Annotated in this window: 14 protein-coding genes; 5 read left to right on the top strand and 9 right to left on the bottom strand. The window is 71.1% G+C overall.

All coding sequences use genetic code 11. From position 1 onward, the window contains the following. Positions 1–13 precede the first annotated feature (13 nt). Together H9I49_RS12150 and mca are read right to left on the bottom strand one after the other, a co-directional pair. Positions 14–292: a hypothetical protein gene (locus tag H9I49_RS12150; RefSeq protein ID WP_188030645.1), complete on the bottom strand. Its 279-nt coding sequence runs from the start codon at positions 290–292 to the stop codon at positions 14–16. Continuing rightward, on the bottom strand, positions 292–1,323 hold the full coding sequence (mca, locus tag H9I49_RS12155) for a mycothiol conjugate amidase Mca (protein ID WP_188030646.1): 1,032 nt from the start codon (positions 1,321–1,323) through the stop codon (positions 292–294). The genes H9I49_RS12150 and mca overlap by 1 nt, the downstream gene beginning before the upstream one ends. A 173-nt stretch (positions 1,324–1,496) precedes the next feature. Between mca and H9I49_RS12160 the strand changes: the two genes are divergently transcribed. Both H9I49_RS12160 and greA read left to right on the top strand, forming a co-directional pair. After that, the gene (locus H9I49_RS12160; RefSeq protein WP_188030647.1) at positions 1,497–1,868 is read left to right on the top strand and encodes a DUF4307 domain-containing protein; all 372 of its coding nucleotides are present in this window, start codon (positions 1,497–1,499) and stop codon (positions 1,866–1,868) included. A gap of 199 nt (positions 1,869–2,067) precedes the next feature. Continuing rightward, positions 2,068–2,553, top strand: a complete 486-nt coding sequence (greA, locus tag H9I49_RS12165; RefSeq protein WP_188030648.1) for a transcription elongation factor GreA — start codon at positions 2,068–2,070, stop codon at positions 2,551–2,553. Between the two features lie 159 nt (positions 2,554–2,712). Here greA and H9I49_RS12170 read toward each other — a convergent pair whose 3' ends face one another. The 6 genes from H9I49_RS12170 to H9I49_RS12195 all read right to left on the bottom strand — a co-directional run bounded on the left by H9I49_RS12170 (position 2,713) and on the right by H9I49_RS12195 (position 8,821). Next, on the bottom strand, positions 2,713–4,056 hold the full coding sequence (locus H9I49_RS12170) for a glutamate mutase L (RefSeq protein WP_188030649.1): 1,344 nt from the start codon (positions 4,054–4,056) through the stop codon (positions 2,713–2,715). Between the two features lie 21 nt (positions 4,057–4,077). After that, positions 4,078–5,256, bottom strand: a complete 1,179-nt coding sequence (locus H9I49_RS12175; RefSeq protein ID WP_188030650.1) for a cystathionine gamma-synthase — start codon at positions 5,254–5,256, stop codon at positions 4,078–4,080. Between the two features lie 57 nt (positions 5,257–5,313). After that, on the bottom strand, positions 5,314–6,126 hold the full coding sequence (locus H9I49_RS12180; RefSeq protein ID WP_188030651.1) for an amino acid ABC transporter ATP-binding protein: 813 nt from the start codon (positions 6,124–6,126) through the stop codon (positions 5,314–5,316). Further along, positions 6,123–6,791, bottom strand: a complete 669-nt coding sequence (locus H9I49_RS12185; RefSeq protein WP_188030652.1) for an amino acid ABC transporter permease — start codon at positions 6,789–6,791, stop codon at positions 6,123–6,125. The genes H9I49_RS12180 and H9I49_RS12185 overlap by 4 nt, the downstream gene beginning before the upstream one ends. Before the next feature lie 31 nt (positions 6,792–6,822). Beyond that, positions 6,823–7,626 (bottom strand): amino acid ABC transporter substrate-binding protein, encoded by an 804-nt coding sequence (locus tag H9I49_RS12190; protein WP_188030653.1) that lies wholly within the window; start codon positions 7,624–7,626, stop codon positions 6,823–6,825. A gap of 157 nt (positions 7,627–7,783) precedes the next feature. Next, positions 7,784–8,821: a GNAT family N-acetyltransferase gene (locus tag H9I49_RS12195; protein WP_188030654.1), complete on the bottom strand. Its 1,038-nt coding sequence runs from the start codon at positions 8,819–8,821 to the stop codon at positions 7,784–7,786. A gap of 161 nt (positions 8,822–8,982) precedes the next feature. Between H9I49_RS12195 and msrA the strand changes: the two genes are divergently transcribed. Beyond that, positions 8,983–9,657, top strand: a complete 675-nt coding sequence (gene msrA / locus H9I49_RS12200; protein ID WP_255523921.1) for a peptide-methionine (S)-S-oxide reductase MsrA — start codon at positions 8,983–8,985, stop codon at positions 9,655–9,657. Between the two features lie 69 nt (positions 9,658–9,726). Here msrA and H9I49_RS12205 read toward each other — a convergent pair whose 3' ends face one another. Further along, entirely contained in the window at positions 9,727–20,277 is a 10,551-nt protein-coding gene (locus tag H9I49_RS12205) for a calcium-binding protein (RefSeq protein WP_188030656.1), read from the bottom strand. A gap of 213 nt (positions 20,278–20,490) precedes the next feature. On the opposite strand from H9I49_RS12205, the gene H9I49_RS12210 reads away from it, so the two are divergent. Both H9I49_RS12210 and H9I49_RS12215 read left to right on the top strand, forming a co-directional pair. Beyond that, positions 20,491–20,955, top strand: a complete 465-nt coding sequence (locus tag H9I49_RS12210; RefSeq protein WP_188030657.1) for an SRPBCC family protein — start codon at positions 20,491–20,493, stop codon at positions 20,953–20,955. Then, positions 20,952–21,407, top strand: coding sequence for a GNAT family N-acetyltransferase (locus H9I49_RS12215; protein WP_188030658.1), 456 nt, complete (start codon positions 20,952–20,954; stop codon positions 21,405–21,407). Before H9I49_RS12210 ends, H9I49_RS12215 begins: the two co-directional genes overlap by 4 nt. The last annotated feature ends 16 nt before the right edge of the window (positions 21,408–21,423 follow it).

Raw genomic sequence — 21,423 nt, forward strand, 5'->3', positions numbered from 1 at the left:
CCAGCCCGGCCGCTCAGTCGGTGCGGGCGGGTCCCCTGCCGTCGTCGGGCCCGTCAGGCTCGTCGCCGCGGTCCTGCTGCGCGTCGGGCGCCTCGGCGTCGGCGGTGGCGCCGTCCGCGTCGGCGGGCGTGCCGGACAGGGTGGCGGCCGAGTCGTCGCGATCGCGATAGGCCATCCGACGCAGGCGGCTGTTCATGTTGCGCACGAGCAGCCACAAGGCGATCGCGAGGACGAAGAAGGCGATGAAGCCCCAGATGCCGGGGCCGATCGGGAGGTTGCCGCTGCCGCCCATCAGTCGTCCGCCTTCTCGCTCGAGCCGTCCTCGGAGTGTGTGTCGGAGCTGTCGCCCTGCGCGTGGCCGGCCTGCTCCTGGGTGTCCTCGGGCTCCGGTTCGTCGGCGACTCGGCCGTCGTGCACGATCTCGAGGTCACGTCGCCTCGCGAGGGCGTCCGCCTCGGCCGGCGAACCGAGCCCTGCGAAGAGGTCGTCCTCACCGTCGGCCACCGGGACGTACGACAACGCGGCCTCGAACTCCTCGACGCCCCAGACCCGCTGCTGGATCTCGAGAGGCACCTGGAACCAGAAGCCATCGGGGTCCACCTGCGTGGCGTGGGCCATGAGGGCGCGGTCGCGCACCTCGAAGTAGTCGCCGCAGGCGATCGTCGTCGTGGGCCGGCCGGAACGGCGCGGCTTCCAGTTGGCCAGCCACTCGGCATACGGACTCTCGAGCCCCTCCGCGAGCATCGCCTCGTGGATGGCCTCGAGGCGTGTGCGCGACCAGCCGCCGTTGTAGTAGAGCTTGAGCGGCTGCCACGCCTCGCCGGCGTGCGGGTAGCGGTCGGGGTCGCCGGCGGCCTCGAAAGCGGCCATCGACACCACGTGGCACATGATGTGGTCGGGGTGCGGGTAGCCGCCCTTCTCGTCGTACGTCGTCATCACATGGGGGCGCCAGGCGCGGATGACACGCACGAGAGCCTCGGTCGTGACGTCGATGTCCTCGAGGCCGAAGCACCCGTCGGGCAGCGGCGGCAGCGGGTCGCCCTCGGGCAGCCCGGAGTCGACGAAGCCCAGCCACGTGTGCTCGCAGCCGAGCACCTCCTGCGCCGCCTTCATCTCGTCCCGGCGGACCTGGGCGATGTCGCGCAGGATGTGCGGGTCGTCCTTGAGCTTCTCGTTGAGGATGTCGCCGCGCTCGCCGCCGGTGCACGAGACGACCATGACCGACGCGCCCTCCGCGACGTACTTCGCCGTCGTCGCGGCACCCTTGCTCGACTCGTCGTCGGGGTGCGCGTGCACCGCCATCAACCGCATGCCCTCGGCCACGTCGCTCCCTGTTTTCTCAGCAGTCCTCGGTGGGGGGCGCGGGCGGCTCGTGGCCTCCCGGCGCCCGGGCCCGTGCTCACTCCCGTGCTCGCATGGGAGACACTGGACCCGCCCGCCATCCTCTCACTCCCCCGGAGCTCCCGACGCCCGGGCCCGACTCGCCAGGACCCCGAATGCCGTCCCGCCCGACGCTCCCCCGCCCCGCACCCGGCCAGCTCAAGTGGTGGGTCATCGGCACGGTCGGCATCCTCGCCGGCGTGGCCCTCGCGACCTGGTGGGGACTGTCGGCGACGCTCGGCCAGCCCAGCTGGCAGACCCTCGGCTACAAGGTGGTGAGCGACCGGGAGGTTCGGGTCGACTTCGAGGTGCACCGGCCCGGCGGCACGGCCCTCACGTGCACGGTCGAGGCGCTCGCCCGCGACTTCGCGCCGGTCGGCACGAGCCGCGTCCAGGTGCCCGCCGGCCCCGACGAGACCACGACCGAGTCGGTGACGTTGCGCACGACGTCCCGCGCCGTCACGGGCCAGGTCAAGACCTGCTCCTGAACGGCCGTCGGGGCCCCCGAATACCGCGTGAACTGCGCGAATGCCGTTCACTTTGTTATCCTTGTTGCTTCATCCAAGGGTCCGGACCCGTCGCCAACGGCATCTCGAGTGGGTGACATCACGGTCGGGACCCTTTCTTTTTGTGTAGGCGCCCACGCGAGCACCGCGTGGGCGTTGGTCCATCCGAGGAGTGACAAGAGTGACCGAGACTGCCGCTGGCTTCCTGACCCAGGAGGCCTATGACCGCCTCAAGGCGGAGCTCGACCAGCTGACGGGCGTAGGTCGCATCGAGATCGCGCGCAAGATCGAGGAGGCCCGCGAGGAGGGCGACCTCAAGGAGAACGGCGGCTACCACGCCGCGCGCGAGGAGCAGGGCAAGATGGAGGCCCGCATCCGTCAGCTCACCGAGCTGCTCCACAACGCGACGATCGGCGAGACACCGGCAGACGACGGCGTCGTCGAGCCGGGCATGCTCGTGACGGTCGAGATCTTCGGCGACGAGGAGACCTTCCTGCTCGGCAACCGTGAGATCGCCGACGGCTCCGACCTGCAGGTCTTCTCCGAGAAGTCGGCCATGGGCGCCGCCATCAACGGCAAGAGCGTCGGCGACAGCACGAGCTACGACGCCCCCAACGGCAAGACGATCGGCGTCAAGATCATCGCCGCGAAGCCCTACACGGGCTGATCACCGCAGCCTGACACGAGACGGGCCGGTCCCCCACTTGGGGGGCCGGCCCGTCTCGCGTACCGCGATGGACCGGCTCAGCGGCGGCGGTGCGACTCAGCCGCGCCCGAGCACTTCGACGTCGGTGAGAGGGACCGGCGCTCGTGAGCTGGAGCGGCGTCAGAGGATCTGGGCGGCGACGGCGCGGGCGACGGCCGGCTGTTCGGCGGCCAGCAGTCCTGCCGCGAAGAGGAGGTATGCCGTGTCGACCGTCGCTCGCGCCGCGCGGGGCACCTTCCAGCCGCCTGCGTGGTCGGCGAGGACCGCTCCGAGCACGTGGTCTCGCCCGCTGACGCCGGTGTGGCGCAGCACCCCACCGGAGCCGACGAGGGCCGTGACGTTCGCGAGCGGCCGGGGCGACTCGGTCGGTAGGGCCGCACGGGCATGCCGGCGCACCGCGACGAGGGCTGCGAGACGGGCCAGCTCGAGGTCGAGCGCGCGCTCCACGTCGTCGACCGGGAGCGAGGCGGGGCGCTCGTGGACGCGGGCGGCATACGCGGTCAGGGCGTCCGGGTCGGAAACGGAGTCGAGCAGGTGCTCGGCCGCGGCGGCCTCGACGACGTGCTCGGCGTTCCACCGCATGCCCAGGTCGCCCTCGACCGTGCGGGCGTGCCAGAGGGTCGCGACGACGTCCTTGCGCAGGCCCGCATCCTCGCCCTCGGGCGTCAGGCACGAGTAGACGTCCGTCGTCGCACCGCCGATGTCGACCACCAGCACGTCACCTCCGCCGGCCTCGGACGCGAGCACCTCCACACCGCGCAGGACGACGTCCGGCGTCGCGGCCTCCACCATCGCCGCGAAGGCGGGGTCGCGCGAGAGCCCCTTGCCACCGATGACGTGGTGGAGGAAGGCGTCGCGGATCGCGGCGCGTGCCGACTCGGGTGCGATGACACCGATCTGCGGGAGGACGTTGTCGGCACGGACCGTCGGGCGGCTCGTCGTGGCGAGGACGCCGGCTGCCTCGTCGCGCGCGTCGACGTTGCCGGCGAGGACGACGGGCACGGCGTGCGACCCGTGCCCGCCGATCGCCCCCTTGGCGAGCCGGGCGGCGTTGTGCAGCAACACGTTGCTGTTGCCACCGTCCGTGCCGCCGACGAGCAGGATGATGTCGGGCCGGGAGGCCCGGATGCCGGCGACCTCGGCGGTCGTCAGCTCTCCGGCCGCGACGTGGACGACCTTCGCCCCGGCCGAGAGGCCCACCCGGTGACCCGCCTGGGCGGTCACCGTGCGCTCGTAGCCGACGACCGCGAGGCGCAACCCACCACCGGCGCTCGAGCAGGCCCGCACCGTCGTGCCGTCGGGCACGTCGAGCGCGGCACGCAGCGAGCGGTAGCTGTCGAGGATGTCGCCGCCGCCCTGCGTGCCCGTCGTCGGCGTGGAGGCCGTCCGCAGGACGGTGCCGTCGTCGGCGAGGAGGGCACCCTTGGTGAAGGTCGAGCCGAAGTCGACCGCGAGGATCGTCATGTGCGCGGGCCGTGCGTCGGGTCAGCCGTGGATGTCGAGGGCCTCACGCAGGTCGGCGATGAGGTCGTCGACGTCCTCGATGCCCACCGACAGGCGGATGAGGTCTGACGGCACCTCGAGCTCGGTGCCGGCGACGCTCGCGTGCGTCATGCGGCCCGGGTGCTCGATGAGCGACTCGACGCCGCCCAGCGACTCGCCCAGCGTCCACAGGCTCACCGCGGCGCAGGCCTTGACCGCGGCGTCCTCGCCCCGCCGCATCCGGAAGCTCACCATGCCGCCGAAGCGCCTCATCTGGCGCGCGGCGACGTCGTGGTTGGCGTGCCCCGGCCGGCCCGGGTAGAGGACCTGCGAGACGCCGTCATGGCCCTCGAGGAACTCGACGACCTTCTCGGCGTTGTCGCAGTGACGCTCCATGCGGATGCCGAGGGTCTTGAGCCCCCGCAGCGTCAGCCACGAGTCGAAGGGCCCGGCGACGCCGCCGATGCTGTTCTGGTGGAACGCGATCCGCTCCTCGGCGTCCTCGAAGCCGGCGACGTCGATCTGCTTCGCGGTGACGACGGCGCCACCCACGACGTCACTGTGCCCACCGGCATACTTCGTCGTGGAGTGGGTCACGATGTCGGCACCGAGCGCGAGCGGGCTCTGGAGGTAGGCCGTCGCGAAGGTGTTGTCGACGACGAACACCGCACCGGCCTCGTGGGCGACGGCAGCGATGCCCTCGATGTCGGCGATGGCGAGCAGCGGGTTGGTCGGCGTCTCGACCCAGATCATCTTCGTGCGGCCGGGGACGATCGCGGCGCGCACCTCGTCGAGGTCGCCCATGTGGGCGATGGAGTGCTCGATGCCCTGCGGCTTCGCGACCTTGTTGAAGTAGCGGTACGTGCCGCCGTAGGCGTCGTTCGGGACGACGACGTGGTCGCCCGGGACGAGCAGCGCCCGGACCACGGTGTCCTGGCCGGCGAGCCCCGACGCGAAGGCGAAGCCTCGGCTTCCGCCCTCCAACGCGGCGATGCACTCCTCGAGCGCTGTGCGGGTCGGGTTGGCCGAGCGGCTGTACTCGTAGCCGTTGCGGAAGCCGCCGATGCCGTCCTGCTTGTACGTCGAGACCTGGTAGATCGGGGGGACGACCGCGCCCGTCAGCTCGTCGGCCTCCTGGCCGGCGTGGATGGCGCGGGTCGAGAAGCCGTGCTCGTCAGACATGCGCCCGAGCCTATGCCCTGCCCGACCGGCTCCCGCGCCGGCCTGACGCCGCCCTGCTCAGTCGAGGGGGTCGAGGATGCGGTGCAGGAACTGGCGCGCACGCTCGGTGCGCGGCCGCGTCAGCACCTCGTCCGGGGCGCCGCGCTCGACGATGACGCCGCCGTCCATGAAGAGCACCTGGTCGGCGACCTGCTGGGCGAACCTGATCTCGTGGGTCACGACGACCATCGTCCAGCCTTGTGCCGCAAGGTCCTTCATGACCGAGAGGACCTCGCCGACGAGCTCGGGGTCGAGCGCCGACGTCGGCTCGTCGAAGAGCATGAGCTCCGGCCGGATCGCGAGCGCCCGGGCGATGCCGACGCGCTGCTGCTGCCCGCCCGACAACTGGTAGGGGTAGGCGTCGGCCTTCTCGACGAGGCCGACGAGGGCGAGCAGCTCGCGGCCGTCGCGCTCCGCCTCCACGCGACCGCGGCCCTGCACGAGCACCGGCCCCGACGTGACGTTCTGCAGCACGGTCAAGTGCGGGAAGAGGTTGTGCGCCTGGAAGACCATGCCGCTCTGGGCCCGCAGGTCGGCGACCTGGCGCTTCGTCACGGGGCTGCGGGTGAAGTCGACCTCGACGTCGCCGACGCGCACGACGCCGCCGTCAGCGAGGTCGAGCGCGTTGAGCGAGCGCAGGACGGTCGTCTTGCCGGAGCCGGACGGGCCGATGAGCACGGTGACGCTCCCTGCGGGGACCTCGAAGTCGATCGACCGCAGGACCTCGTGGTCGCCGAACGACTTGGCGAGCCCGGACACCGACACGAGAGGCCGCGTCGACGGCTGGGTCGGTGGCTTGGGCGAGCGGTGGATCTGTGGCTGTTCGGTCATGCGGCGACGTACCTGTTCTGTCGTTCCTCGAGACGGGACTGGCCCACGGAGAGCGCGAGGCAGACGACCCAGTAGTAGACCGCGGCGACACCGTAGAGCGCGAAGAACTGGTAGGTCGGCGCGGCGGCCTCCTGCGCGACGCGGAGCAGCTCGGTCACCTGGATGGTCGACGCGAGGGAGGTGTCCTTGACGAGCGAGATGAGCGTGTTGGACAGGGGCGGGATCGCCGTGCGCGCGGCCTGGGGCAGCACGACGCGGCGCAGGGTCGTCACGTAGCCCATGCCGACGGTCGACGCGGCCTCCCACTGGCCCTTGGGCACGGAGAGGATCGCCGAGCGGATCACCTCGGCCGCGTAACCGCCGACGTTGAGGGTGAAGGCCAGGATCGCGGCCGGGAACGGGTCGAAGCGCACGCCCATCGCCGGCAGGCCGTAGTAGATGATGAACAGCTGGAGCAGCAGCGGCGTGCCGCGGATGAGCGAGATGTAGAGACGGGCGGCTCCGGAGACGACGGGCACCTTCGAGAGCCGCATGAGCGCGACGGCAAGCGCCACGAGGAGCCCGAGGACGAAGCTGATCGCCGTCAGCGGGATCGTCGAGGTGACCGTCGCCCGGAGCAGTGGCCCGAGCGAGTCGAGGATCAGCTGGAGGGTCTGCTCGTTCACGACGGGGAGGCCCCCGGGCCGGGCGCGGGCGTCACGCGGCGGGCTGCGCCGACACGTCGGCCGCGAAGTACTTCTCGGACAGCTTCTTCAGGGTGCCGTCGGCCTTGAGGTCCGCGAGGGCCTTGTCGATGGCGGCGACGAGGTCGGAGCCCTTGCGGGTCGCGACGACCTGCTCGGAGACGTCGCCCGTCTTGGCCGCGATCTTGACGCCCTGGTCGCCCGTGGACTTCTTGTAGTCGAGCACGGCGAGGCTGTCGTTGACCGTCGCGTCGACGCGCTGCTGCTTGAGCAGGGTGATCGCCTGGGTGAAGCCCTCGACCGACTCGACCTGCGCGCCGGCGTCCTTGGCGACCTTGGCCCAGTTGCTCGTGAGGCTCTGTGCCGACTTCTTGCCCTTGAGCCCCTCGAGCGAGGTGATGGACGCGTCGTCGGTGCGCGTCGCGATGACGCCCTCGGAGTAGGTGTAGGTCGAGCTGAGGCCGTAGAGGCCGACACGCTCGGGGTTCTTCGTCACCTGGTTGATGACGGCGTCGAAGCGGTTGGAGGTGAGGCCGGCGAAGATCGCGTCCCACGAGGTCTCGACGTACTCGACCTTGACGCCGAGCTTGTCGGCGACGGCCTTGGCGACCTCGACGTCGTAGCCGGTCAGGGCGTTCGTCTTCGGGTCGTGGAAGGAGAACGGGGAGTACGTGCCCTCGGTGCCGACCTTGAGGACTCCCGCGTCCTTGACGGCCTGGAGGTCGGAGCTGCCGCTGGACCCGCTCGAGCTGCAGGCGGCGAGCACTGCGGTGAGGACGGCGACGAGCAGGACGGTGAGGACGGACCTCGAACGCATGGTGGTACTTCCTGGTGGGTTGCTGGGCTGTGTCGGTGGACCAAGGCAACATATAAGCCGACCTTGGGATCGGCATAATCAGGCGTGCGACTGGCCTCGCGAGACAACCCCGCCGTCGCGCGGTGCATTCCCACGGCCCGGCCCGGACGGGTCCGGCTCAGCGCGCTGCCAGCTGCTTCTGCCACTCGCGGCTGTAGCCGTCGACGGCATAGCCGAGCGCGCGGTTGACGGCGAGCATGTGGTTGTTGGACGCGGCGTTCCACGTGCGGACGGCGCGGACCTCGGGCAGCTCGTCCATGAGCAGCAGCGCGTTGGCCGCCTTGAGGCGCAGGCCGAGCGCGTGGCCGCGGTGCTCCGTGAGCACGAGCGTGTCCTGCTGGTAGCCGAGGTCGGGCTCGCCCGTCGACACCGCCACGGTGGTGAAGGCGACGAGACGACCCGACGGGACGTGGCGGGCGACCGTCTCGACGACGCGTCGGCCCGAGGCGCGGGTCCGCACGAGGCTGGCCCGCAGACGCTCTGCGTCCCAGTCCTCCTCCTCGATGTCGAGGTCGTCGGCTGGGGCGTCGGTGCTCATCCGCTGCTGGAGGACGGCGCGGTCCTCGAGCCACTCCTCCGGCATGTCGTCGAGGTAGGACTCGAACGCGTAGTCCTCGGCACCGGGCGCCTCGACCGCCGCACGCAGCGCCTCCCGGTCGGTCGGCAGCCGTTGCTCACTGCGCAGCACCGTCTGGGCGACGACGAAGCCGTGTCGGGTGGCGAACGCCTCGGCCGTGTCGGCCCGCCCGTCGGCCCACTCGCTCTCGACGAGGAGCGTGGTCCGGCCATGATCGGCCGCGACCCGCTCCCCCTCGGCCAGCAGGCGACTCCCGACCCCGAGCCCGCGCGCCGACGGCAGGACCGAGAGCCAGAGCATGGCGCTGTGCTGGTTGTCGCGGAGGGGAAGGTGCACCTCGAGCGCCCCGACGAGGTCGCCGCCGCGCCAGGCCCCGAGGGCCACGCGCTTCTTGTCGGCGCTCCGCACGAAACCCTGGATCTCCTCGAGGGTCCAGACACTCCCCCGGTCGCCGAACAGGTCGCGCTGCACGGCCGCGTGGACGCCGATCCAGTCACGCGCTGTCTGTTCCTGCTGCGGGTCGAGCAGGTCGACCGGACGGACGTCGAGGGCATCGAGGGTGTCGAGGGCATCGCTCATGCGGGCAGTCTGACGACCCCGCCGCGCCCACCGCGAGCGATTTGTCGGGTCGGCGGCACACGGCATACGCAGGGGGCCGCCGACGTTACAGGGACGTAAGACGCTCCCGGCGCGAAGGATGTGACACTGGCATGGTGTTCGGTTTCGGTAGGAAGACCCAGATGCCCACTCGTGACGAGGCGCTCCCCGGCCGCGAGACGCGCCCGTATGCCGTGAACCCCGTCCACGCCGTGTTCGGCACCCCGCTGGACGGGCCGTGGCCCGACGGCTCCGAGGTGCTCTACGTCGCGATGGGCTGCTTCTGGGGCGTCGAGCGGATCTTCTGGCGCCAGGAGGGCGTGGTCTCGACCGCCGCCGGCTACATGGGCGGCTACACCCCCAACCCCACGTACGAGGAGACGTGCACCGGCCTGACCGGTCACGCCGAGACCGTGCGCGTCGTCTACGACCCGACGAAGACGTCTCCCGAGCTGCTGCTCAAGGCGTTCTGGGAGAACCACGATCCGACGACGGCCAACCGGCAGGGCAACGACATCGGCACCGCGTACCGCTCGGCCATCTACTGGACCACCGAGGGGCAGCGCCTCGCCGCGGAGGCCACGCGCGAGGCGTTCCAGAAGGTGCTCGACGACAACGGGCTCGGGCAGATCACGACCGAGATCCGCTCCGCCGACGACGCCGGCCCGTTCTACCTCGCCGAGGACTACCACCAGGGCTACCTGCACAAGAACCCCGGCGGCTACTGCAACCACGGGCCCAACGGGCTCACCTGCCCCGTCGGGATCGTCCGTCAGGACCAGCTGCCCGCGCAGCAGGAGATCGCCCCGCCGGCCTGAGCCGGCACCGAGCCACCCGCACAGCACCGAGCCACCCGTATGCGGGTGGCTCGGTGCCGTTGTGGAGGCTCAGGGCGCGCAGGCGACCGACTCGAAGTGCCCGGGAGTCGTCGGGTATGCCGCACCCGACCCGTGGGCGTTGATGTCGGCCGTGAAGACCATGGCCAGCTCGCGGAAGGCCGAGGTGCCCGGTGTCGTCACGTCCGACGCCTGCCGTCCGGCGCCCGTCCCCCACGCGACCTGCTGGAGGAAGGTCTGCATCGCCGGGGAGATCTGCCGCACGTCGTTGAAGCCGCCGTAGGCCGCGTTGCAGTGCGTGTAGAGGTTGTAGACCCCGACCCAGTCGATGAGCCGGTCTCCCGGGTTCGGGCCGTTGGCCGCGACGTCGCCCTGCATGACGTCACGGTCCCAGCCGCCGTAGATCCAGTCGGTGCCCTGGTGGTGGCTGTTGTCGGCCGGGTCGGCGTTGTCGAGCCCGGTCAGCTCGAACCACAGGCACGGGTCGACGGTCACGGCGTTCTTGCCGTTGCCCGTCGTCTGCGGCCAGCTGCCCAGCGTGCAGCCCGAACCCGGCGTGTGGCTGCCGCGAGGTCGAACGTCGAGCAGGTCAGACCCGGCGATGTCCTGCTTGGCCACCACCGGCTCGCCGGTGCCACCGAACAGGTGGTCGACGAAACGGTCGTCGGTGCCTCGTGACGTCGGGTCGAACACGCCGTTGGTGCGGCAGTCGGGCGTCGCACCGTCGAGGGCTGCGTCGCAGCCCTGGCCGCCCCAGAGGACGTCCTCGCCGTCGCCGCCGTAGACCTCGTCGCCGCCACTGTCGCCGTTGGCGACGTCGTCGCCCCAGCCACCGTGGATGTTGTCGGCGTCGCTGCCACCGCGGATCAGGTCGCGACCGCCCTCGGTGAGTCCGGCGTGCGGCATGGCCGGGTCGGTCGACGTCCCGATCCACTGGTCGCCGTCGACGTCGTGGAGCAGGTCGACGCGCCGGTCGTAGGCGCCCCGGCGGAAGCCCGTGTAGGACTCGGCCGGCGGGCTCGTCAGCGACGTCGTGACCTGGGCCGGGGTGTCGGCTGCGCTCAGCAGCTGGTTCACCACGCCACCGCGGTCGCCCACGATCGCGTCGCGTCCGGCGTCACCGTCGATGCGGTCGTCGCCGAGCTCGCCGTAGAGGTCGTCGTCATCACTGCCTCCTGAGATCCGGTCGTTGCCGTCCTGTCCCCAGATGCCGTCGTCGCCGGTGTCGCCCCAGACCACGTCGTCACCGAACGCGCCACTCACCTCGCACGTGGCCTGCGCCGTGGTGCAGAACCGTGTGCTGGGCCCGGGCAGCGCCGGGTCGTGCGTACGCGACACGGTCGCGTCCGCGGGCACGGCACCGTCCGGGTAGCGGTCGGCGTACACCTTCTCCGAGCGCGCACCCGCCGCACCGACGAGCGTCCTCAGCAGCGACCCGTTGTCGCCGAGGACGACGTCGTCACCGCCGTTGCCCTCGATGACGTCGGCGCCGTCGCGGTAGCCCGGCGTCGGCGTACCACCGATGACGTCGTCCTGGCCGGGGACCGAGCTCGTGCCGCGCAGCAGCGCGGTCGGGCTCGCTGATCCAGGCCAGGCGGCAGTCACCGCGGCAACGGAGGTCCCGTGGGCCGAGGCCTCGCCGAACGGCAGGTCGCCGAACAGCAGGTCCGCTCCGCCGTTGCCCTGGAGGTGGTCGGCCCCGGCGTCACCTGTCACGGCGTCGTTGCCGTCCTGGCCCTCGAGCACGTCGACCCCGTCGCCGCCGGAGAGACGGTCGAAGCCGTAGAGCTGTGCCGACGGGGTCGTGAGCAGGTTGGCGCCGCGGTCCCAGGGCTCGATGACGCGCGGCGTCGTCGCGGCGCCCGGCGTGCTGCCGAGACGAACGGTCACCGACGTCGGCGCCTGTCCCGGGACGGGACGCAGCACCTGGCCGTTGTCGCCCAGGACGACGTCGTCGCCGGGACCACCGAAGACGGCGTCGTCGGTGTCGGGCTGACCGGCCGTCGTGGCGCCGGAGCCACCCGACGGCGTGGAGCTGCCGCCGACGAGGTCGTCGTCACCGAGGTCACCCTCGACCCAGTCGGTGTCGGGGCCGCCCTCGACGTAGTCGTCGCCGGCGTCGCCCTTGAGCCGGTCGGTGCCGCTCTGGCCGAGCACGACGTCCTGGCCCTCGCCACCGAAGACCTGGTCGGCCCCCGAGTTGGCGAGCACCGGGCTCGTGCCGAGGTCGAGCAGCTCGACGCGGTGCGTCAGCGCGAAGCCGCGCATCCGGGTGACCGGGGTCGTGTCGGCTGCCGCCACACCGGACGTGACGACCGCGTTGTCACCGGCGACGAGGTCGGGCCCGGCGTCACCGAAGAGGACGTCCCCGGCATCCGGACGCCCGACACCCGTCGTGGCCTGCTGGAACGACCCGCCGACGACCTCGTCCTCGCCCGCGTCGCCGTGCACGGTGTCCGAGCCGTTGTTGCCCTCGAGGTGGTCGGCGTCGTCGCCACCGTTGACCTTGTCGTCACCGAGGCCGCCGTATGCCGTGTCGTCATCGGCGCCGCCGAAGATCTCGTCGCCGCGGCCGGCGTCCGGGGACGTGCCGGCGAGGTCGAACGGGATCGCCTCGGCGTCGGCGCTCGTCGACGGGTCGTCGACGGTGCCGTTGTCACCGACGATGACGTCGCGTCCGGTGTCGCCGGAGAGGATGTCGCCCGCGCCGGCCGGGCCGACGTCGTCTCGACCCGCTGCCCGGGTGCCGCCGTAGAGGACGTCGTCGCCGTCGCCGCCGCTCGCGCGGTCGGAGCCGTCGTTGCCCTCGAGGACGTCGGTGCCGTCCTGGCCGTAGAGCTGGTCCTGGCCGCCGTTGCCGAAGACGAGGTCGGCGCCGACCTCACCGTAGCCACGGTCGTCGCCGGTGCCACCCCAGATGCCGTCGCCGGCGTCGCCGCCGAAGAGGACGTCGTCGCCCTGCTGGCCGCAGACGAGGTCGCCCGCGCCGGCCGCGAGGACACGGTCGCTCGCGCCACCGGCCGAGATGGTGTCGACACCAGCGCCACCGAGGACGAGGTCGTTGCCGTCGCCACCGGCCGCCGAGGTGCCCTCGGGCACCGCGTCGGACGCGACGGTGCCGGCGCGGCACGTCTCGTCGGCGCCCGAGCCGACCGTCGCGGCGTCGCGCAGGGCGTCGCCGAAGACCGTCGCCGGTCCGTCACCGCCGAGGACGTGGTCGTTGCCGCGGCCACCGACGAGCGTCTTGCTCGACGACGTCTCCCCGGCGGGGACCTCGAGGTGCTTCACGAAGCGGTACGCCCCGAACCCGACGCCCTCGATGACGTCCGGGCCGCGCGCGTTGCCGGCCTCGTCGAGGCCGCGGGCCCCCACGACGCTTGGCTCCGCGATGACGTAGTCGTCCCCCGGGCCGCCGAAGACGGAGTCCGTGCCGTAGCCGCCGACGAGGGCGTCGGGCCCGTCGCCGCCGATGATGCGTGCGTGCTCGCCGCCCTTCGAGTGGCTCGTCACGACGTCCTCCACCGAGCTGCCCCAGACCTCGTCGTCGCCCGATCCCGTCTCGACGATGTTGGGGATCGACGGCTTGCCCGCCGGGGTCGTCAGCGTGTCGGCCGTGCCGTTGTCGTCGACGCCGAAGGCGCCCTCGGTGGAGGCGTAGACCTTGTCCGGACCGGTGCCACCGGTCACCGAGTCGCTGCCGAGCCCGCCGACGAGGACGTTGCCCTTCGAGCGGATCGTGGTGCCCGCCGTGGCGCCGGGTCGGTCGGAGGCGACCCCGATCTTGTCGTCGCCGTCGCCACCGTTCACGCGGTTGTGCCCGAGGCCGACGCTGATGACGTCGAGCCCGCCACTGCCCTGGGCGCCCTGGGTCGGGTCGACGTCGAGCGCCGACCAGTCGATGACGTCGCCGAGGTCGACCTTGGTGATCTTCGGGTCGGAGTTCTCGACGTCCTCGGGGTTCAGGGCCGCGCTGACGGCCTTGGTGACCGTCGGCAGGGCGCCGTCACCCGAGACGAAGTCGTCGCCCTGGCCGGTCGTGATGGAGTCGTCGCCGGCCCCACCTGCGACGCGAGCCACCTTGCCCGCGACGTCCGCGGTGACGACGCGGTCGGCGCCGCCGCCCGCGTCGACCCACGATCTGCCGGTGCCCGTCTGGATCTGGTCGTCACCGGGGGTGCCGAAGACGACGGCGTCCTTGTCGAAGAGCGACAGGTCGCCCTGGCTCGTCGTCGACGACGGGTTCGAGTCCTTCTTGCCGTCGCCGACGAAGCTGACGACGAGCGGCGTCGATGAGCTACGACCGTCCACGACGACGCGCTTGAGGTTCGGGTCGAGGTAGTCGCGACGCTCACCCAGCATCTGCACCGAGAACCCGTCGAAGTCGGGGTTCGTGCCCGCGTCGTCGCCCGCCTTCTGCGCGAAGCGAAGCGCGGTCACCTTGACGACGTCCGCCTCGGTGTCGGCCGTGTTGCCCCACGGGTTGCCCCGTGCGGAGTTCGTGCCGAAGTGGCCGGCGAACACGACGAGCGTGTCGCCGCTGGTGCCGCCGAGCCGCGGCGGTGGAGGTTCGCAGTCCGGCTGGGCCGTGAAGTCGAGCAGGGTGATGTCCGCGATGTTGATCGAGAACGACACGCTGAACGGCGAGAAGCCGATCGTGACGTAGAGGCGCAGGAACAGGCTGAGCCGCCCGGTCGTCGTGAAGAGGCAGAGCGGGTTGTTGATCGCCGTCTGGAGGAACTCGCTGACGCGGAACTTGCCGTCGTTGTTCGGGTCGTTCCAGTGGAACCCGATGGTCAGGTGCAACCCACCCTCGATGCCGACGGTGATGATGACCGCCGTCACCGCGGCGCCGGCGGCGATCTCGCCGTCGAGCTGCACGACCGGCACGGGCCGTCCCTCGGAGTCCGTCGTCTTGAAGTAGAGACCGTCGAGGAGCTTGACGGCGTCGACGGGCGCACCCGCCTGGGCCGCTTCGACGGCATACCTGATGCCGGCGGTGTCGAGACCCGCCATGAAGCGCAGGGTCACCGAGGCGGAGCCGGACAGGGTCACCATGACGGGCGGCGGTGCGTACACCGGGCCGAACGCCTGGCGCCACGTGAAGCCGAGCGTCAGCGGCCCGCTGTCGAACTCGACGAGCGAGACGTCGCTGCCCATGAGCAGGCTGAACACCGACGACGGGTTGTCGAGGATCGGGAAGGAGAAGCCGGACGTGTTGGCGCTGCCCTTGTCAGTGCCCACGCCGAAGACCTTGCCCTTGCCGCCCTTCGTGTTGAGGGCGTTCTTGACCGTGGTCTCGTCGCCACCTGTCTTGGTGTCGATCAGGGAGCTGGACGTGCCGGGCTCGAGGCTGCTCGTCGGGGTCACGTCTGTGTCGAGCGCCTTCGACCCGCTCACGGTGAAGCTGCCGATCGGGATGAGGCACGTCGGGTCGCCGGGGCCTCCTCCGCAGTCGGGCAGGTTGTTGATCAGGGTGGTCAACGCCGCGATCCTGTCGACGAAGTCGAGCTTCGGCCCGCCGGCGAGCGTGTTGAACGTCTTCGCCAGCGTGATGAGGCTGACGTCCCCGCCACCGGCCATCCGGCTGAGGTCGGAGAGCACCGGGATGGGCGCATAGAGCGTGTCGATGACAGGCTGCAAGGGTCCGGTGACGGACTTCACCTTCTTGAGCACCGGCCCGAGCAGGTTGGAGAAGAAGCCACCGGCGTCGATCGAGACGTCCTTGAACTCGATGCTCGGGGCCCCGAGGTTCTTGAGGTCCTTGTTCGAGAACTCCCAACCGAGAACGAAGTTCGCCTGGACTCCGGGGAGCACCGAGTCGACCGAGGCCTTGACGATCCAGTCAGCCTTGATCTTCGCGGTCAGCGCGATCCCGAAGAGGGAGGCCGCGTCGCCGCCCGCGATGTCGGCGATCGTCAGCACCGAACCGGCCGTCTCCGTCGTGTCCCGGGACTTCAGGTCGACGAGGAACGCGCCGGCGAAGAGGGGCGCGGTGCCCTGCTTCTTGACGTCGATGTCGAGGAAGGCCAGCTGGGCCTTCATCGTCGCGGGCATGTCGAAGCGGGCGCCGAGGCCGAACTCCGGCGCCGCCGCACCGTCCTTCCACGCATCGTGCGTGTAGATGACGAAGCCGTCGTCGGTGTTGATCCCGGCCTTGAGGTGCAGCTGCAGACCGATGCCGTAGGTGATGGCGTCGTCCTCGCCCGCCTTGAGCGCGAGGCCGGGGATGCCGATGTCGAGCGGCAGCTCCTCGCCGTCGCCGAGGCAGCCGGAGCCGGCAACGCAGCCGTCGTCGGCGTTGACCGTGCCCGCCTTGATGTCGAACGCGACGTTGACGCCGTTGATGCTCGTCGTCGGGCAGTCGATGAGCATCGGCTTGGTGTCGACGGGCGTGTATGCCGTGGCGGTGGCGCTGCCGTCGTCGGTGTACGACTGGGCGCTGCCGGATGCCGCGTCGACGACCTTCACGAGCTCGTACGCGCCGCCGTCCTTGCTGCGCAGCACCTTGTACTTCGTGGCTCCGTCAGTGGCGGTCCACGACACCTTGATCGAGTTGGCGCCGCCGAGCGTCGTGAACGCCGTGGTCGTCTCGGCGCTCGCCGAGGGCACGGTGTCGCCGTCGGTGCCGGAGCCGCTGCCCTGGCTGGCGACGATCTCGTAGCGCCACTTCGTGGCCCCGGTGGCCGCCGGGGTCGCGACGAGCGTCGGGGCTGCGGTCGGCTCGAGCTTGGCCTTGCACTCGTAGTTGACCGTGAGGCTGGTCTTCTCGAGCCCGGCTGCCGTGATGGCCTCGTCGAGCTTCGTGTTGACGTAGTCGCGCGCCTCCTTGGGGCTGGCCGGGACGGATCCGAGCTTGGCCTTGATCTCGGCGCGCAGGCGGCCGATGGAGTCGGCGCCCTGCTGGAGGTCCTCGCCGACGAAGGGCAGCTTGCCGTCGAAGGTCGCGAGGCGCATGGCCTGTTCGATCTTCTCGAGGTAGCCGTCGAGGCCGGGGCCGATCTGGGTGAAGTCGGCGAACGCGTTGGCGAAGGCCGCCGACAGGTCGGGCAGCTCGAAGCGCTTCTTCGCGTCGTCGGGCGCGGGGAGGTTGCCGGTGAGGTCGACGAGGTCGGACGCGACGGTGGAGTCCTCGAGGCGCAGGGCCACGGTGCCCAGCGAGGTCGTGGGCCCGCCGGAGACGGTCGCGTAGAGCGGGACGACGCCGCAGACCATGAGCGGGGTGGTCAGGCCCTCGCCGCAGTCGACGGGGCTGTTCGACGCGTTGAAGTTCACGTCGAGGGCGGACAGGAACGTCGAGAAGCTGACCGGGGTGTCGGCAGTGGCTGCGGCATCCGAGAGGTCGAGGCTGAGGTTGGCCCGCAGCTTCGCCTGCTTCGCCGGGTCACCGCCGGGGTCGCCCGCCGAGACCGTCAAGGGGCCGATCGTCCCGGCGGCACGTCCGGTGAACGCGGCGTCGGCCGCGATGCTGACCTTGGAGTCGGCGAGCACCTTGAGCGACGTGGCGTCGCCGGGACCGGTGCCCGGCGCGAGAGGCACGACGAGGCCGACGTCGACCCCGCCCTTGACGTGCACCGAGCCCTGTCCGGTCGCGGCCGCCGAGACCAGGGACTTGTCCCCGCCGAGGTCGAGGCGCAGCGGGGCGTTCGTGCGGTAGTCGCGCTTCCAGTCGAGGTCGAGGACGACGCTGGGCGTGCCGCCGTCATCGAGGTAGCGGAAGTCCAGCGCACCATTGCCGAGACGGTCGTCGAGGAACTCGACGAGGTCCTGCATGTTCTGCGGCGGGTGCACCGACATCGCGTCGATGGCGTCGTCGAGCGGCGAACGGAAGGTGTATGCGGTGTCGTCCGCCGGCTTCGTCGGCCAGTTGTCGGTCAGGGTGAGGGTGTCACCCGAGGCGGCGGCCACGACGGCGACCTGCGTGCCGACGACGATCGTGCGACCGACGAAGGACGCGTCGAACGTGCGGCCCACGTGCTGAAGGGTGTTGGCGCCGTAGTTGACGTCGCTGCCGACGCCCGAGGTGTCGCGGCGCATGAGGTCACGCAGTGAGGTGCCAGTGCCGGGGATCTCCTGGCTGTAGATGCCGGAGGCCCCGCCGGGCTGCGCCTCGGCGAGCTGGGCGGCCAGGGTCTGGAGCGTCTTGAGGACGATCGCGAAGAGCTCGGCCTGTGAGCCCGGCTTGATGTCGAGAGCGAAGATCCGGTCGAGCTTGCTGAGGTCGAGCTGCGGTCCGTCGGCGCCGGAGAGCTGGGTCAGGTCGTTCCACGTCGCGGAGACGCCGACGTCGGAGCCGGCGGGCAGGAAGCCGTCGGCCTCGGGGATCGACACCGCGAGGGCGGCGGCCGCGCGGACGTTCACGTCGACGTCGAGGAGGCTGCCTGCCTGGCTCGGGCCGGTCGGGGTCGCCGTGACGAGCTGCTCGAACAGCTGGCGCAGCCGGATGTCGTGCTGGGCGTCTCCCGCCTGCTTCAGCCCGATCGAGAGCATGTTGCCGGTGCCGGCGGCCGAGCAGTCGGCAGGTGCCGAGCTGTTGCAGACCTTGAGGTTGCCCTTGAGCCGCACCTGGAAGAAGCCCGCGTTGGCCGTGAAGTCGACGGCGGTCTCGATCGGGAAGTCGGCCGTGAGGAGCGGGCTGCCGGTGCGCACCATGATGCGGTCGGGCCCGAGCGGCAGCGAGGTGACGTTGGTCGAGAACGCCCCGGTCTTCTGGAGGAAGGGGCAGGCCTCGGTGCTGCCCTCGAAGCCGATGCAGGCATCACCGGTGCGGGCGTCCTGAAGGTCGAGGACGAGCGTGAGGTCCGCGGCGAAGGACGGCTTGACCGTCGCGAAGGTCTGGGCGGCGTTCGCCCGCAAGATGCCGCGACGCGGTCCACCCACGACGGGCTGGTCGGTCAGCTGGTCGCCGAAGGTCACGGCGCCGAGCTGCGCCTCCGGGCCAACGATGACGAATGGCGTGGCGGCAGAGGGCTGGCCGCCGATCCACGGCCCCGAGAGAGTGAGCGAGTTCTTGGTGTTCGAGGCGATCTCACCCGCGGAGGTGCCCGCCATGACGCGCATGCCGACCCACTGGTCGGCCGTCCACGGCTGGGTGCCGTCGTCGAGCGTCAGCCCGCTCGCGGCATACGTTGCCGATGGCCGGGACGTGCGCGCCGCGCCGGCGTCCATGGAGACGCCGGACGACGGGGCCGTCTTGACCATCCGCATCCGGAAGACGAGCTTGCTCGTCGTCGCGTCCCACGAGAGGTTGTCGAGGCCTATCCCCGCCGCCTTGAGCTTGGTGATGAGGTCCTGGAGCGAGGTGAACGTGGGGTTGCCGACCGTCGTCGCGTCGAAGCCTGGTGGCGCCGGCTGGTCCGGGTCCGGCTGCTGGACGACGTTGGCCTTGAGGAAGTCGACGAGGACCTGGTTGGCCTTGATCGCGTCGGCGACGGTGCCACGCAGGAAGGGCAGGTCGAGGTTGCCGGTCGTGGGCAGCGGTCCGGCGCCGTCCGGGTCGAACTTCGCCTGCTGGATCCCGGTCAGCGCAGTTGCGACCTGGGCCAGGCCGTCGGCGAGGTCGCGCAGGCTCATGTTCTGGAACTTGCCGACGAGCGAGGCCAGGGTCGGAGCCGCGATCGACGGCGCGCCCGTCGAGATGTTGGGCCAGGTGATCGCGATGTCGGCTGCCACGTTGCTCGGGAAGCTAACTCCGGCAAGGCCGCTCGTGTCAGCAGCGATCGAGAGCGTGCCGTTGACCGACCCGGGCGTGCCGGGGTCGGAGGTCGAACCGGTCGGGTCGAGCGCGGCAGTGACGAGTCCGGCGAGCGACCCGTCGGCGGCGAGCTCTCCGTCACCGGTGCCCGCCGCGTCGAAGGCGAGGACGCCGTCGTTGTTCGGGTCGTTGACGCGCGCGAAAGCGTGCGCCTTGACCGTGAAGTCGGTGCTGCTCAGGGTGACCCCGAGGATGCCGACAGCGGCTTTCGCGGATGCCGAGAGCTGGGCCGTCACGTCGACGTCGAGGCGCGGGGCGTGCGGTCCGTCGCTGGCGAGGTAGACCTTGTTGGTCGTCGGGCCCGTCCAGACCACCCAGAGCGAGAGGGTGGCCTCGACGGTCGCGGTGACGCCCTTCGGCGACGACAGCTCCACCTTGGGGCTGGAGGAGCTCACGGCGAGGGCCTGCTGCGTCGCGGTTCGTGTCACGACGAGGTTGACGTGGACGCGCTTGCCGTCACCGAGGTCGTCGACGCTGATGTCGAGCGTGCCGGAGCGCCCGCCCGGGAGGGACACCGACTCCCCCGACGTGGCGAGGTCCGCCCACGTCGCCGTGCCGGCGAGCGCCCCGGCGACACCTTCCTCGACGAGGTCGTCGAGGCCGGCCAGTCCCCCGGGGCTGGCCGACACGAACGGGAGTGGTTTGCCGAAGGACCCGATGCCGGCCAGGCCACGGGTCCACACGGCGAGGTTCTTCGTCCCTCCGCCGCCGCCGAGGAGGGTCACCACCTGCTGCACCCCTGGATCGGGGTCGGCCGCGAAGGCCGGCGACGGCCCCGCAAGCGCTCCTACCACGACGAGGAGTGCGGTGACGCTGGCTCCGAGGGCACGACGAATCGACTTGCGCACCATGGTTTCTCCCAAGTGAGCGCGCGCGCCTGTGCTCGTTCCCTGGCGACCATCTCCCAGCGCGCGACCTGCTCGACAACGTAGTCACGAACTAGTCACGCGTCCGGCGAATCAGGAGAAAAGCGGACGATCCGGTAACTGCGGGGCCATTGGGACTGATGAGGCGTGGAGCGCGCCCGCGCACCGTGCGTGCCGGACGGTGGCAGGATGCCGCCCATGGCCGCCAAGACCTTCCACATCAGCCGCGAGACGACGATCTCCGCACCGCCGGAGCGCATCCACGCCCTCATCGACGACTTCCACGAGTGGCAGGCGTGGTCGCCGTGGGAGGGCCTCGACCCCGCCATGGACCGCACGTATGCAGGCGCAGACTCCGGGGTCGGGGCCGTCTACGCGTGGAAGGGCAACAGCAAGGCCGGCGAGGGCCGCATGGAGATCCTCGAGTCCGAGCCGCACCACGTCGGCGTCGACCTGCTGTTCGCGGCGCCGATGAAGGCCCACAACCGGATCGACTTCACCCTCACGCCGGTCGCCGACGGGACGCGCGTCGAGTGGGCCATGACGGGCCCGCGGAACCTCGTCATGCGCCTCATGAGCGCCTTCTGGTCGATGGAGAAGCTCGTCGGCCCCGACTTCGAGAAGGGCCTCGCGCAGCTCAAGCGGACCGCCGAGTCCGCATGAGCGACATCGTCATCCGCCCGGCCACGTCCGACGACGTCGCCGCGATCGTGGCGATGCTCGCCGACGACCCGCTCGGCGCGGCCCGGGAGGACCTCGACGACGCGCAGACGTATGCCGCTGCCTTCGCGCGCGTGTCAGCCGACCCCGGTCAGCACCTCGTCGTCGCTGTGCGCGACGGACGCGTCGTGGGCACCCTGCAGCTCAGCGTCATTCCCGGCCTCTCCCGCCGGGGCGCGACACGCTCGATCATCGAGGGCGTACGCGTCGCGCGCGGCGAGCGCGGCAGCGGCCTCGGCACCCAGCTCGTCACGTGGGCAGTCGACGAGTCCCGCCGCCTCGGAGCCACGCTCGTCCAGCTGACGAGCGACGCGAGCCGCACCGACGCCCGACGCTTCTACGAGCGGCTGGGGTTCGTCGCCTCGCACGTCGGCTTCAAGCTGCAGCTCGACTGAGGAGCGCCCGGCCCCG

The sequence above is a fragment of the Terrabacter sp. MAHUQ-38 genome (assembly GCF_014518425.1).
Taxonomy (GTDB): Bacteria; Actinomycetota; Actinomycetes; order Actinomycetales; family Dermatophilaceae; genus Terrabacter.